Below are 13,422 nucleotides of genomic sequence, written 5' to 3'. Positions count from 1 at the left end.
GCCGGGGCGGCAACCTACGGAGAAGTGTCGGAGTGAGTGCAGGAGATGGCACAAGTCGTCACTTCCGCGCATTTCCGAGCATCCTGCTGCTCAGGACATCGCAATCGAGTGCTGAGTTCCGCAGTCGATGTGGTGAGTATGCGATGGCCTTGAGGGGGTGTCGCGCGGGTAGGTGCCCACGAGAACCCGCTTCCCGCAGATGGGTGCGGAGACGGCTACTGCGGAGACGGCTACTGCAATGTCCAGATCGCGTGCAGGCGATCGCTGTCGACCCGTAGATCCCATCCCACTGTCGCGAAAGTGTCGTGGGGCGCCTTACGTCCCGAGCATCGCCAGACAGTGAGTGGCTTGTCACAGAGGTAAGCGCGAGCAGAGTCCTGCTCGTGAGCCTCTTGAAGTACGACCCAGAGCGAGCCAGCGTGCCGATGCTACGGACGCCCTGCGCTCGAAGGCGCATCAATGTCCGGGCGCCGCTCCAGTGCTATCGCGCAACATCAGCTGCACGTCCTCGAGATCACCTGAAGCACCAGCCTCCGGGAGGTCGAGGAGGATGCGTGCTGCTCGGACGCCCATCACGTAGCCGGGCAGCCGAACCGTCGTGATGGACGGGACGGCGACCTCCGCGAAAGCGAAGTCGTTGAAACCGGTGACCGCGACGTCATCGGGAACCCTGATCCCGAGTCGAGCGGCGCTGCCGAGCACGCCCATCGCGAGATAATCATTTCCGCACATGATGGCCGTCGGCCTGCTGCTTCCTCCCAGCAGATCGAGGCCCGCCTCCAGGCCGGCGCGCGGCGAGAAGCCCGTCGCCTTCCGGACGTCCGCGGCACCGCCGAGGCCTGCGGCATCCAGGGCGTCGCGGTACCCGCGGGTCCGCTGTTCGAGCGCCGACCAGTGTTCGACGGTGTTCAGGTAGGCGATCCGCTTATGCCCGAGATCGATGAGGTGCTGACACAGTCGATAGCTGCCCTCGTAGTCCTTCGCAGACACGGAACGGACCCCGCGCCCGAGGGGCGAATGCTCCTGCAGCAGCACCAGAGGTCGCCCACGGCGAGCCAGCTGATTGAACGCTCGGCGGCGCTCCTGCTCCGGGCCGGACAGCAGCAGAACCGCGCCATCCACGCGTCCTTCGTCGAGGTGCCGGGCGACACTGTCCAACGTCTGGCCCGGCACGTACGAGTCGATCAGCAGCGAGTTGCCCTCCTGCCGCAGCTCGGCACTCATGCCGGCGAGGAAGAGGTCCGTCAGTGGGTCGGCGAGGTAGTCCTTCGCCGCGTCGCCGATGAAGAACGCGAGCGTCCGAGTGCTTCGTGATCGCAGCCCCCGCGCGGACGAGTTCGGTCTGAAGCCGAGCGAGTCGATTGCCGCCCGCACTCGTGCCTCGGTATCACGCCCCATCCGGTTGGTGCGCCCGTTGATCGTGTTCGAGACGGTCTGGACCGACACGCCGGCTGCTGCCGCGACGTCCTTCATCGTGGGCGCCGAACGGCTCTCTGCTGGCCGCGCCGGGCGCTGTCTCGTCATGGTCTCCGTATAGCTCGGGTCTCACCGCCCCGGCAACGGCCGAGCCTAGCCGCGACGGTCTGAAGCGTCGGCGCGGAGTGGCGGTCTCCTGCGCTTGTGTGGCTGTGGTAGAACGATAAACCTGCGGTCGATGGCGCCACGCCCCGACCGGACCAACGAGTCGGAAGAGGAAGACAGTCGTGCAGAGTCGGATTCGGATCGGTGTCCTTGGGGGCGCGGGCGAGGCAGCAGAGGGTCACATCAGGGGCTTCCAGGCCGACCCTCGTGCGGAGGTCCTGGGAATCTGGGACGTGAACCACGACGCGGCCGTGAAGCGTGCCGCGGACGCGCGGATTCCCGAGGTTCACGACACCCTCGAGTCCCTCCTCGCGAGCGACGTCGACGCCGTCGTCGTCTGCACCCCCGACCACCTCCACGCGGAGCATGTCACCCAGGCGCTGCAGGCCGGCAAGCACGTGCTGTGCGAGAAGCCCGCTGCCACGAACCGGGACGATGTCGCGGGCCTCGTGCGCCTGGTGCGCGAGACGGGCCTCACCTTTCTGGCCGGCAACAACTACCACTTCCGTCCCGACTACCGCGCACTCGTCGAGGCGTACCGGAACGGCGACATCGGCAAGGCGTGGCTCGCAGAGGGCGACTACGTCTCGAACCTGCAGGCGATGTACGGGGCCTCGGGCCGCACGCCGTGGCGCAGCGACAGCAGGAACCCGCAGAACATCCTGCTCGGGGGCGGCGTCCATCCCATGGGTCTGATGCTGTGGGCGCTTCAGGACGAAGCCGTCGAGGTCATGGCCTACAGCAACCACCTCTCCGAGCCGGTGCTGCCCATCGACGACTGCTACGTCATGATCATCAAGTTCAAGGGCGGCGCCATCGGGCGCATCACCGCGGCCGCGGGCAGCCGTGGCCATGTGCCCGACGGCGGCCACATCGCCCTCCGGGGGACCGCTGGCAGCCTCTGGGGAGGCAAGCTGTACCGGGACGACGAGCACCGGGGGCACCCCGCCGTCGTGGAGCGTGATTTCGAGGCCGAGACGGCGGATCAGCCGCCTCGCGTGACGGACACCATCCAGGTGCATTACTGGGCCGAGCAGGCCGAGCACTTCCTCGACTGCATCGAGGGCAAGGCGAAGCCCCTGACCTCCGTCGAAGACGCCGGGCGCATCGTTGCGACGCTCGCTGCTGGAGTCGAGTCCGCACGTACAGGGAAGCCTGTCGCAGTCGACAACAACTTCTAGCCGAGGCCCGGCGGGGGCTGCGATCACGGTCGCAGCCCCCGCCGGACACCGGGCGACCGCACCGGTGGAGATCGCCGGTGCTCGCTTCGTGCTGACGAGCGCCCGCATGGGCCCGGCTCGCCTCGGTGGCGCCCCGGTTCCTCGAGGCCCTCGGTGCCTGGGGGCCGGGGCGGGTCCGTCAGCGTTCGTGCACACCCGTGGAAGGCGGCGTATGGCGCTCGATGTGCAGCTCCTGGAGGCGCGTGAGTCTGCGGTGAGCCGTCTTGGCCGTTCTTCGGTGGGTGCGTGCTCTCGCCGGGGATCGGGCCGCACCAATGGTTCCGCCTGTGGGGCCGGTGTCGAGGGTGCGGGGGTCCGCGCCTTCGGACGTCCACCGGGCCCGAGGGCTCGGCCTCTGCCTGTTCAACGGGGGCACTGCCGCCGAACCTGGAGGGGCTCGTTCTGCGGCCTCGTGCACCGCGCCCCGCCCGTCGGCAGCTTCGTATTGCGGCGTTGCAGTGTCCACAGTAGCCTCGGTCGAACGTTCAACCAGGGGGATGAGGGAGGCGGGGGCCGGTCTGCGACGACGCAGCGCGGGTGGCCCACCTTCCCGGGACCGCGGCCGGTCTCCGGCCGGCGAGAGGGTCGCGCCCCGCACACGGGTGGTTCGCCAGGTCTCACTCAGTCAGCTCAATGCGGAGGTCAACGATGAGTACGCACGCGTCCGACCAGTACGAGTCGCTGCTGATGCGGTTGCCCAAGTTGACCGCACTGCCGCCACTGCCAGCACACGTCGCAGTCGCCGGACCCACCGACGCCGCGGACCTTGCCACGCTGCTCGACGTCGCCTTCGAGGAGCACTGGGACGAGGAGCGGGTCCGTCGAGAGCTGTTCGACGACGCGACCGTGCGATGCACGTTCGTGATCCGCGACGGCGACCGCATCGTTGCGACAGCCTCGGAGCGCTACGTGGACGGCTACGACGGCGCCGGTTACCTGCACTGGGTCGCCTCTCACCCTGATGCGCGGGGACGCGGCCATGGCGTGGCCGCCACCGTCGCAGTACTCCACGCATTCCTCGCGCAGGGCGTCTCGGCCTCGGTCCTGGAGACGGACGACGAGCGGCTCGCTGCGATCGCCGTGTACCTGAGGCTCGGGTACGTCCCGGTGTATCGCTCGCCGCAGCACGAACTGCGTTGGTCCGCGATCTTCACCGCTCTCGGTGCCCGGCGTCAGCCCCCGTCGCCCCGGCCAGACGGGAACGGCGTCAGTCACGCGGCTCGTAGCGCCGGCTAGCGCTGCGGTCCCTGCCCGACTGCTGGACGCCCTCCGCGACGCCGTCCCATGAAGTCAGTACACGCTCACGGAGAACTCCTGAGCGATCCACCGCACATGAAAGGAACCACATGAACACCGCTCTGAGCAGGCGAGTATTCCTCGGCGCGACAGGAAGCGCGGCGATGGGCATCGCACTTTCCGCGTGCAGCGGCCCACAGGGAGCGGGAAGCGCCGGTGGAGGAAAACTGACTGGCCCGATCACCTTCTGGACGGGCTATCCCACGACGGACTCGAACGACAAGAGCAAGACCCCTCAGCAGTTCTGGATCTACCAGGCGGCGCAACGATTCACCAAGAAGACGGGCGTCCAGGTGAAGATCGAACAGCTGCCCGGTGACGCGACCATGTTCACCAAGATCCGCACGGCCGCGATCGGCGGCGGCGGCCCCGACGTCGCGAACGTGTGGTCAGGCTCCTACGCCCTCGGCATCAAGAGCTTCCTGGAGCCCATGGGACAGTACTTCAACTCGAACGACATGTCGCAGCTGTCGGGCTGGGCGGCCGTGAGCGACGGCTTCGACCCGCGCAAGAAGGACACCCTCTTCGGCGTGCCCGACGGCACCGATGGTGCCCAGGTCCTGATGTTCGACAAGAGGGTGCTGGCGAAGGCGGGAGTGGACCCCAGCACCTGGCCGACGACCTACGACGCCTGGGTGGCGCAGCTCGACAAGATCAAGGCCTCCGGCATCACCCCGCTCTCGCTCGGCCAGAACGCGCTGCCCTTCATCCTGTTCGACACGTGGCTCGCGCAGGTCGTCGGCGGGTCGGCGGGGATCTTCGCGTTGAGCACCGGCAAGCGCAAGTTCAGCGACCCGGCGATCCTCGACGTCGCCAAGAAGGTGGTGGCCCTTCGCCCCTACGCCCTTCCCGGCGCAGCGAGCACCACCGACGACCAGGCGTTCCAGCAGCTCCTCGCCGGCAAGGCGGCCATGGCGCTCGGCGGCGCCGGGGGGACGTTCGAGCTGCAGCAGCGGTTCAAGGGCAACGGTGGGCTGGCGAAGCTCCCGAACGTCGCCGCGAACGGCATCCAGGGCGGGACGGTGGGCGGCGCGGGCGTCGCATTCATCGTCCTGAAGAACTCCAAGCACAAGGAGAGTGCGGTGGCGTTCATCAAGCACCTCCTGAGCGCCTCCGAGCAGCGACGGTTCGCCGCGAGCAAGGACCCCGGGCCGCTGGTCGGGCGCACCGACGCCAAGGACTACTACACCGATCCGCTCATCAATCAGCTCCAGCAGTGGAGCACCGATGCGGCGAACACCTTCTGGCCCGACAACACGTTCCCCGCCGACCTCGTCAACGAGCTCGGTGCGCAGATGCAGCTGCTGTGGAACGGGTCCATCAGCCCGAGCCAGTTCCTCGCGCGGCTCGACGCGAAGCGCGATTCCCTGAAGCCGTGACCACGCCCCTCCTGTCGAGGTCGGGCGCGCCCGCGGTCAAGAGCGGGAGCCGGCGTCGCCGGCTGTCGAGGCGCGAGGCGGTCCTGGCCTACGCCACCGCCGTGCCGGCGGTCGTGGTGATGGCGGTGCTGCTGTGGGTCCCCGTCGTGTCGACGGTGGCCCACAGCTTCACCAAGTGGGACGGCATCACCTCGACCTGGACAGGACTGGGGAACTACGCCTCCGCATTCGCCGGCGGCCAGCTCCTCCAGCTCTTTCAGACGAACCTCGTGTTCCTGGCCTCGATCCCAGGGATCTTTCTGATCTGCATCATCACGTCGGTCGTGCTGTGGGAGAGGGTGCCGGGCTGGCGGTTCTTCCGGTCCGTCTACTACCTGCCCACGGTCCTGTCCAGCGCCGTGGTCGGGATCCTCGCGAAGGTGCTGTTCAGCCCGCAGGGCGCGGTGAACGCGCTTCTCGGCCAGGTCGGGCTCAGCGGGTTGGAGACCGACTGGTTCGGTCATACCGGTACGGCTTGGGCAGTGCTGGTCGGCGCGTTCTACTGGCAGACCTTGGGACAGGGGGTGCTCATCTTCCTCGCCGGCCTGTCGGCCATCCCATCCGAAGTGGTCGAGGCCTCGCAGATCGACGGGGCCGGGTGGTGGCGGCGCCTGTTCCAGGTGATCCTTCCGCTGCTGACTCCCACCGTCGGATACTTCCTGCTGACCAACGTGATCTTCGTCCTGGTTGATCTCTTCGCGCTCGTCTACGTGACCACCGGGGGAGGTCCGGGTGGTTCGACGACCCCCATCGACTTCCTGGTCTACCAGAAGGCCTTCCAAGACGGTGACCTGGGTTCGGCCTCGGCGCTGGCGGTTCTTCTGCTCGTGATAACGCTCGTGTTCTCGTCTCTCCAGATACTCATTCTGCGACGCGTGGGGGGTGACTGAATGGGTCAGCGGCTCGTTCGAGTGGTCGTGGTTGGGCTGCTCTCGCTGCTCGCCCTCCTCGCCGTCTATCCGATCCTCTTCATGGCGATCGGTTCGGTGAAAGGGACGTTCGAGTTCTTCGACTCCCCGCTGGCGCTTCCGAGGAACTGGTTCAACTTCGAGAACTATCGGGCGCTCGCCAGCCGTTTCGATCTGATCCGCCTGCTCGGCAACACCGGTGTGTACGCCGGAGTGGCTCTTGCGCTGAGCCTGTTGCTCGCTCTGCCGATCAGCTATGCGTTGGCGAAGCTGTCCTTCCCCGGCCGGAGGATCCTGTTCGGCCTCGTGGTGGGGAGCATGGGGATCCCGACCATCGCCATCCTCATCCCGGATTACCTGTTCTTCGTCGGAGCCGGCTTCGGGGGCACCGGCGTCTCGGTGATCGGGGTCTGGACGGCTCGCTCACTTCCCGGCACGATCTTCCTCCTCACCGCGCTGCTGCGCGCTCTTCCGAGCGAGCTGATCGAGGCGGCGAAGCTGGACGGCGCGGGCTACCTGAAGACGATGACGAGTGTCGTGGTGCCGCTCAGCGTTCCGGGCCTGGTCACGGCTTCGATCTTCAGCCTGACCGCCTGGTGGAACGACGTGCTGATCCCGGTCGTGTTCCTGCAGGAGGGGTCCGCCCAGACGATCACCGGAGGCGTGGCAACCCTCGGCCAGCGGCTCGCGACGCAGGACTTCCCGCTCACGATGGCCGGTCTGCTGGTCGCAGCGGCTGCGCCGATCCTGCTGTACCTCCTGTTGCAGGGCTACATCAGGCGCGGCCTGGTCATGGGTGCCGTGAAATAAGCGGAGCTCCGGCGGACGAGGGGCGGGTCCAGGTCGACCTGGGCCGCCCCTCGTCCGTCAGGGGTGCGGCGAGGGAGGACCGGTCCCGATCACGTGCCGTCGGCGACCTGGGCCCGCCCGGCAGCCGGAGCCGGCATCGGCGGCCGCATGAACCGGGCTCGGGGGAGCTGCTGCGCCAGGACGCCGCCGTCGACGACGAGGCTCTGCCCGGTGATGTAGGACCCTGCAGGGGATGAGAGCAGCACGACGGCGCCTGCCACGTCGACGGGGTCTGCGAATGCGCCGCCGAGGGGGATGTGCTCCTCGTAGTACTGACGGAAGGCGGGCCAGTCGAGCGAGAAGTCGTCGGCCATTCCGGTCTCGATCATCCCGGGACAGACGGAGTTGACGGTGATCCCGAAGGGGCCGAGCTCGACGGCGAGGCTCTGCGCGAGCATCTCGAGCCCGGCCTTCGAGACGTTGTAGGCGATCAGGCCCTGCTCGGCGACCTGGCCGTTCTTGGACGAGATCATGATGATCCGACCACGGCGCCCCTCGCCGATCATGCGGGTGCCGGTGGCGCGGGATAGCAGAAACGGTGCGTCGAGATTGACCGCGAGGGTGCGCCGCCACGTCTGGAGATCGTGATCCGAATACCAGGCGAGGGTGGATATGCCGGCGTTGTTCACAAGGATGTCGAAGCCGCCCAGCTCGGTCCAGATCGTGTCGACCACCGTGTCCAACTCGTCGAGGGAAGCGAGATCCGCGCTGAACCAGTGGAGACGCCGGCCAAGGGATTCGGCAGCACGTCGAAGCGCCGGGGTCTCGGGGCGTGCGGGATGCTCGATGACGGCCACGTCGGCACCGCAGGCCAGCAGCTCCGTCACGAGGGCGGTGCCGATCCCGCCTCCGCCACCCGTGACCACGGCGCGCAAGCCCTCGAGCGAGAAGTTCGAAAGTCCTCTAGGGGCGTGATCCATCGTCGTTCCTCGAGCTCGGGGCGCCGTCTGGCGTGCGCCGGGTGCTGCCTAGTGTAACGTTCAACCTACCCGAGGCGAGGGGGAGGACAGTGGTGTCGGAGCCGGGCGAGTGGCGGCCGCCGTCGTCGAGACTGGCGAGTGGAGTCGCGCGTGCCGACATCACGCCACCGGTCGGGACCCCCACGCGGAACTGGGCCGCGGCGAGGTCGCAGGTGAGCTCGGGTGTCCATCGCCCGCTCACCGTCACCGTCTGGGCGATCGTCGCCGGGGATGGCAGTCGTGGAGCGGTCGTCTCGCTGGACCTCGGATGGTGGCGTACCGGGGCGGATGAGCGACGCGTGCGGGAGCGGGTGCTCTCGGCGAGCGGCTTGAGCGACCTCGAACTGCTCCTGCACCTCACGCACACCCATGCGGGGCCGTACCTGCATCCGGAGCCGGACAGCGAGGCGGCGACGCTCGTCGAGGACTACCTGAACGGATTGGCCGACACCGTCGCGAGCACCGTCCGGGAAGCGTTTGCGGGAGCGGTCCCGAGCGTCGTGACCTGGGGCCGAGGCTGGTGCGGTCTCGCGGTGAACCGTGACCTTCCGGCCGGTGACCGCGAGGTGATCGCGTTCAACCCGAACCGTGAAGCGGACGGGACCGTCGTCGTCGGACGCGTGACGGACTCCGACGGAGGAGTGCTCGCGGTCATCGTGAACTACGCCTGCCACCCGACGACGCTTTCCTACCCGAACACGCTCACCTCTCCCGACTGGGTCGGGGCCGCGCGCGAGGTCGTCGAGCAGGCGAGCGGGGCGCCGTGCCTTTTCCTGCAAGGGGCGTCTGGCGACCAATCTCCCCGTGACCAGGCAACCGGTGACACGGCGGTCGCCGATGCGAACGGGCGTCAGCTCGGTCACGCCGTGCTCAGCGTTCTTCACGGGCTCCCGGCCCCCGCAGCCCGACTGATGCGGGACGGGGTCGTGGAGTCCGGAGCACCGCTCGGGCTGTGGGCCAGCGCCCCGTTCGCCCCCGATCCGACGGTTCGGTTCAGCCGTGAGGAGATCGACCTCGAGCTCGCGTCGGCGCGGGTGCCGGACACCGACGATGTGGTGACTCGAGAGCGTGCGCTCCGCAAGAGCCTCCTGTCCGCCGAGTACGTCCGCGACGGACGTGGCGTGCACCCGTTGTGGGTGTGGCGGCTCGGTGACGCCGCCATCGTCGCGCACCCGGGGGAGGCGTACTCCGCCTTCCAACGGAGCCTCCGCGAGGCCCACTCCGACCAGGCCGTCGTGGTGATGAACTGCACCAACGGACCTGGCTTCGTCTACCTGCCGGCGGCGAGCGACTACCGAACTCAGAAGTACCCCGTCTGGCAGACCCTTGTCGGGCCGGGGAGCCTCGAACGCCTGACGGATGCCGCAGCTCGGCGGCTGGATGCCGTCTTCGCCTCCGACGAGGTCACCGGTGCGCAGTGACGCCCGGTTCGTCCGCGACGAGGTAGCGCTCCTGCACCGGGCCCCGTTGCTGGAGGACGGGAACGTGGGCGCGCTCGACCTGCCGAGCGGACGGCTGGACATCGAGGTCGCCACGGAAGTCCTGGCACGCCGCCCACAGGCCTGGGCTACCAGCAGATCCCCCGTACCGGCGCGGATCACCGCGGCTGTACGCCGAGCGCGTCCTACCGGCGCCCATGGGATGTGACCTCGATCTCCTGGTCGGGCCTCCCGACGAGGAGCGGTTCGTCGAGCCGATCGTAGGTCGTTCGTGATGATGGAAAGCGAGAGAGAAGTGTCCGAAGCAGCAGTTCTATCCGGGGTGCTCCCAGTGCTCCAGACACCGTTCACCGCCGAGGACCGGCTCGACCTCACCGCGGCCGCCGAGGAGATCCGCTGGGCGGTCGGGCACGGCGCCGACGGGATCACGATCGGCATGGTGTCGGAGGTGCTCCGGCTCTCGGACCTGGAACGGAACGAGCTCACGGAGGCCGTGGTCGAGTGCCTCGGCCCCTTGCCGGCGGTGGCGAGCTGCGGAGGCGAGAGCACCGCGCGTGCCGTCGAGGCGGCCGTGAACGCCGAGTCCCGCGGCGCCGCGGCGCTCATGGCCATTCCCCCGCTGCACGTCGCGGTCGGAGAGGACGCCCACGTCGAGTACTTCTCGGCGATCCTGGACGCCACCACCGTTCCGCTCGTCGTTCAGGACGCGAGCGGCTACGTCGGCCGCCCGATGAGCACGTCCGTCATCGTGCGGCTGAGTGACGGGTTCGGGCCCCGCGTGATGGCCAAGCCCGAGGCGGAGCCTCTCGGTCCGAACCTGAGCCGGATGCGTGACGCCGTCCGGGGCAAGGTTCCGCTCTTCGAAGGCAGCGGAGGCATCGCTCTCGTCGACAACTTCCATCGTGGCATCGCGGGGACGATGCCGTCGGTCGATCTCGTCTGGGCGATCCGGGCCGCCTGGGATGCGCTGGTCGCCGGCGACGACGAGGTGGCTTACGACGTGATCGGAGCGCTCTCGGGAATCGTCATCATGCAGAGCGGCCTGGACGCCTACGTGGCCATCGAGAAGTACCTGCTGGTGAAGCAGGGCGTGCTCCCCGACGGGCGGCAGCGCGGGCCGGTGAACTACAGCATCGATCGCGAGTCGCGCGAGGAGATCGACCGCCTGTTCGACCGCCTGGATCGCGTGGTCTCGCGCAGTGGGTACGACCCTCGCGCCTCCGAGGTGCCGGCCACCGGGAGGACGGCATGACCACGCTGGAGCTGCACGTGCTGGGCGGCCAGCGGTACGAGCTCGGTGAGGGAGCCCGCTGGATCGACGGCAGGCTTCACTACGTCGACATCCTCGCCGGTCACGCCTACTCCTGGGCGGGCGATGGTCCTCGCCTCGAGGTCGCGTCGTCCGAGCCGCTCGGCGCCATCGCCCCGGTCGCCGGTCGTGCGGACCTTCTGGCGGTGGCCGAGGGCATGTCCATCACCGTCGCCGAACGGGGGAGTGGACCCGAGGAGCGCATCGCTCGGTCGCCCTTGCCGGGCGCGCGCGCCGGACTTCGAGTGAACGACGCCTGCGTCGACCCGTACGGCGGCCTGTGGGTCGGCGCCATGCCCACCGAAGGGGCTGAGCCCGTCGGTGCGGTCCACCGGTTCGGGCCCGACGGTCCGGTGACCCTCCGCCAGGGGATCGTGTGCCCGAACGGGCCGGCCTTCACGCCCGACGGGCGATTCTTCCTCGCCGACACCACCGAGTACAGGATCTGGACGGGGCGGTTGGGGCACGACGGGCGACCGCACGGGTTCGAGCCGTTCGCGACGGTCCACGGCGGCTATCCCGACGGGATGACGGTCGATGAGGAGGGGACGCTGTGGGTCGCGATATGGGGGGCCGGCCGAGTCGACCGCTACGACACCGACGGCCGGCTGATGCACAGCATCCGGCTGCCGGCCTCCCAGCCCACCTCGGTGTGCCTGATGCCCTGGGAGGGACGGCAAGCGGCGGTCATCACCTCGGCTCGCCAAGGTCTCGCTGACCCGGGCGGGGAGGACGGGGCCCTCATGGTCGTCGACGTCGGAGTCGGGGCGCCGCCGGCGACGGCGTGGGTTCGCGAGGAGGTCGTCCCGTGATCTCAGGCGACCGCCAGTTCGACGTGCTCGCGGTCGGCGAGGCCATGGTGCTGATCACGCCGGAGGGGCGGCTGTCGGACGCCGACACGTTCCGAGCGGACGTGGCGGGCGCGGAGTCGAACGTGGCGCTGCACCTCGCTGCCCTTGGGCGGCCCGTCGGCTGGGCCGGTGGACTCGGCGACGACGCGCTCGGCTTCCGCGTGCGCCGCCGCCTCGAGGCGGCCGGCGTCACGGTGTTCGCCGCTCCGGCCAGCGCCGCCCCGACCGGCGTCATGTTCAAGGACCCGCACCCGGGCGGCTCCGTCGTCTCCTACTACCGACGCGGTTCTGCCGCATCACAGCTGGGCGCAGGCTTCGCGAAACTCCTGCCGCTTGCGGATGCCCGCGTTGTGCACCTCTCCGGCGTCACGCCCGCGCTCGCTCCGGGCTGCGCGAAGCTCGCCGATGCGATCGTCTCGCGCGCCCGTTCGTGCGGCACGACGGTTTCGTTCGACGTGAACTTCCGTCCTCGGCTCTGGCCCGCCGACCGAGCGGCTGCCGTGCTGCTCCGGCTCGCGCGCGCCGCCGACATCGTGTTCGTGGGCCGGGATGAGGCGGCAGCGCTCTGGGCGACCGACGACCCCGATTCGATCCGAAGCCTGCTCGGCGGACCGCACACCGTCATCGTGAAGGACGGAGCGGTCGGGGCCACGGAGTACCTGGGCGCGGAGTCCACCTTCGTCCCGGCACCGGTCATCGAGGTCGTCGAGCAGGTGGGAGCTGGGGACGCGTTCGCGGCAGGCTACCTGTCCGCGTGGCTGGCCGGCTCGCCGTCTGCGGATCGCATGACGACCGGGCACTCGGTCGCGGCGCTGGCCATGTCCACCGTGTTCGACGTGCCGACGCCATGACGATCACCCCGGACGAGTCGAACGAATGGTTCGACCGCATGTTGCAAGCGATACCGCTCATGGCCATCCTGCGTGGTCAGGGACCCGCAAGAAGCGTGGAGCTCGCCGTGGCGGCGTGGGAGCTCGGTATCACCCTCGTGGAGGTGCCCATCCAGACGGCGGAGGATGTCGCCAGCTTCAGGGCCGCCCGAGACGCGCGGCCCGACCGAGCGCTCGGCGTGGGCACGGTGATCGGTCTCGAAGAACTGCGGGCCGCTGAACGGATCGGCGCACAGTTCGTGGTGTCTCCAGGTATCGACGCCGTGGTCGTGACCGAGTCGCTCGCACGCGGTATCCCGATCCTTCCAGGAGTCGCGACTCCGACCGACCTTCAGCTGGCGTTCGGCCTCGGGCTCCGGTGGGTGAAGGCATTCCCGGCCTCTGTGCTCGGCACCGAATGGATTCGAGCGATGCAGGGACCGTTCCCCGCGGCCCGCTTCGTGGCGACGGGAGGCATCGATGCACGTAATGCATCGGACTTCCTCGCGGCAGGAGCGCGCGCTGTCGCGGTCGGGTCCGCGCTGCGGGACCCCCAGGAGCTGGCCCGGGTACTTCTCGCGGCCCCCGGGCTCGCGGCCCCCGGGCTCGAGGCGACCGACCTCTCCGCGGTTCTGCGGGCGGCTGTGGAACCCGGGTAGCGATGCCCGCGTCCTCCTCGACATCGACACGATCGACGAGCCGGAGCACCGCCGGGGATCCGAC

The 13,422-nt window shown here is 69.0% G+C and carries 12 protein-coding genes; 10 read left to right on the top strand and 2 right to left on the bottom strand.

What is annotated here, in order from left to right; translation table 11 throughout:
- Positions 1 to 456: 456 nt before the first annotated feature.
- Positions 457 to 1,473, bottom strand: coding sequence for a LacI family DNA-binding transcriptional regulator (locus tag QDR37_RS02740; protein WP_279712017.1), 1,017 nt, complete (start codon positions 1,471 to 1,473; stop codon positions 457 to 459).
- Positions 1,474 to 1,703: 230 nt separating this feature from the next.
- On the opposite strand from QDR37_RS02740, the gene QDR37_RS02735 reads away from it, so the two are divergent.
- The 5 genes from QDR37_RS02735 (at position 1,704) to QDR37_RS02715 (ending at position 7,233) form a co-directional block, all read left to right on the top strand.
- Positions 1,704 to 2,762, top strand: a complete 1,059-nt coding sequence (locus QDR37_RS02735; RefSeq protein WP_279712015.1) for a Gfo/Idh/MocA family oxidoreductase — start codon at positions 1,704 to 1,706, stop codon at positions 2,760 to 2,762.
- Between the two features lie 687 nt (positions 2,763 to 3,449).
- A complete protein-coding gene (locus tag QDR37_RS02730; RefSeq protein WP_279712013.1) occupies positions 3,450 to 4,037 on the top strand; it encodes a GNAT family N-acetyltransferase in 588 nt (195 codons plus the stop codon).
- A 110-nt stretch (positions 4,038 to 4,147) separates the two neighbouring features.
- Complete coding sequence (locus QDR37_RS02725) at positions 4,148 to 5,476, top strand: ABC transporter substrate-binding protein (protein ID WP_279712011.1); 1,329 nt, start codon at positions 4,148 to 4,150, stop codon at positions 5,474 to 5,476.
- Positions 5,473 to 6,405 carry a sugar ABC transporter permease gene (locus tag QDR37_RS02720; RefSeq protein ID WP_279712009.1) on the top strand — a complete coding sequence of 311 codons (933 nt, stop codon included), beginning with the start codon at positions 5,473 to 5,475 and terminating at the stop codon, positions 6,403 to 6,405. Before QDR37_RS02725 ends, QDR37_RS02720 begins: the two co-directional genes overlap by 4 nt.
- A gap of 27 nt (positions 6,406 to 6,432) precedes the next feature.
- A complete protein-coding gene (locus QDR37_RS02715) occupies positions 6,433 to 7,233 on the top strand; it encodes a carbohydrate ABC transporter permease (RefSeq protein WP_279712008.1) in 801 nt (266 codons plus the stop codon).
- An 89-nt stretch (positions 7,234 to 7,322) separates the two neighbouring features.
- Here the strand turns inward: QDR37_RS02715 and QDR37_RS02710 are convergent, their stop codons facing one another.
- Entirely contained in the window at positions 7,323 to 8,192 is an 870-nt protein-coding gene (locus tag QDR37_RS02710; RefSeq protein WP_279712007.1) for an SDR family oxidoreductase, read from the bottom strand.
- Between the two features lie 32 nt (positions 8,193 to 8,224).
- Here QDR37_RS02710 and QDR37_RS02705 point away from each other — a divergent pair, with 32 nt between their 5' ends.
- The 5 genes from QDR37_RS02705 to QDR37_RS02685 all read left to right on the top strand — a co-directional run bounded on the left by QDR37_RS02705 (position 8,225) and on the right by QDR37_RS02685 (position 13,358).
- Complete coding sequence (locus QDR37_RS02705) at positions 8,225 to 9,652, top strand: neutral/alkaline non-lysosomal ceramidase N-terminal domain-containing protein (RefSeq protein WP_347882085.1); 1,428 nt, start codon at positions 8,225 to 8,227, stop codon at positions 9,650 to 9,652.
- A 340-nt stretch (positions 9,653 to 9,992) separates the two neighbouring features.
- A complete protein-coding gene (locus tag QDR37_RS02700; protein WP_279712005.1) occupies positions 9,993 to 10,922 on the top strand; it encodes a dihydrodipicolinate synthase family protein in 930 nt (309 codons plus the stop codon).
- Positions 10,919 to 11,791: an SMP-30/gluconolactonase/LRE family protein gene (locus QDR37_RS02695; protein WP_279712004.1), complete on the top strand. Its 873-nt coding sequence runs from the start codon at positions 10,919 to 10,921 to the stop codon at positions 11,789 to 11,791. Before QDR37_RS02700 ends, QDR37_RS02695 begins: the two co-directional genes overlap by 4 nt.
- On the top strand, positions 11,788 to 12,681 hold the full coding sequence (locus QDR37_RS02690; protein WP_279712003.1) for a sugar kinase: 894 nt from the start codon (positions 11,788 to 11,790) through the stop codon (positions 12,679 to 12,681). Before QDR37_RS02695 ends, QDR37_RS02690 begins: the two co-directional genes overlap by 4 nt.
- Positions 12,678 to 13,358: a bifunctional 4-hydroxy-2-oxoglutarate aldolase/2-dehydro-3-deoxy-phosphogluconate aldolase gene (locus QDR37_RS02685; protein ID WP_279712002.1), complete on the top strand. Its 681-nt coding sequence runs from the start codon at positions 12,678 to 12,680 to the stop codon at positions 13,356 to 13,358. Before QDR37_RS02690 ends, QDR37_RS02685 begins: the two co-directional genes overlap by 4 nt.
- Positions 13,359 to 13,422: the final 64 nt, after the last annotated feature.

Origin of the sequence: Amnibacterium sp. CER49, assembly GCF_029846255.1 — a bacterium.
Classification (GTDB): domain Bacteria; phylum Actinomycetota; class Actinomycetes; order Actinomycetales; family Microbacteriaceae; genus Amnibacterium.
This window is presented reverse-complemented; position numbering and strand designations above follow the sequence as displayed.

What these genes read in the sequence shown, in the direction of transcription:
- QDR37_RS02740 (WP_279712017.1), bottom strand. Translation starts at nt 1,473, where the DNA reads ATGAAGGACGTCGCGGCAGCAGCCGGCGTGTCGGTCCAGACCGTCTCG.
- QDR37_RS02710 (WP_279712007.1), bottom strand. Translation starts at nt 8,192, where the DNA reads ATGGATCACGCCCCTAGAGGACTTTCGAACTTCTCGCTCGAGGGCTTG.
- QDR37_RS02725 (WP_279712011.1), top strand. Translation starts at nt 4,148, where the DNA reads ATGAACACCGCTCTGAGCAGGCGAGTATTCCTCGGCGCGACAGGAAGC.
- QDR37_RS02730 (WP_279712013.1), top strand. Translation starts at nt 3,450, where the DNA reads ATGAGTACGCACGCGTCCGACCAGTACGAGTCGCTGCTGATGCGGTTG.
- QDR37_RS02685 (WP_279712002.1), top strand. Translation starts at nt 12,678, where the DNA reads ATGACGATCACCCCGGACGAGTCGAACGAATGGTTCGACCGCATGTTG.
- QDR37_RS02695 (WP_279712004.1), top strand. Translation starts at nt 10,919, where the DNA reads ATGACCACGCTGGAGCTGCACGTGCTGGGCGGCCAGCGGTACGAGCTC.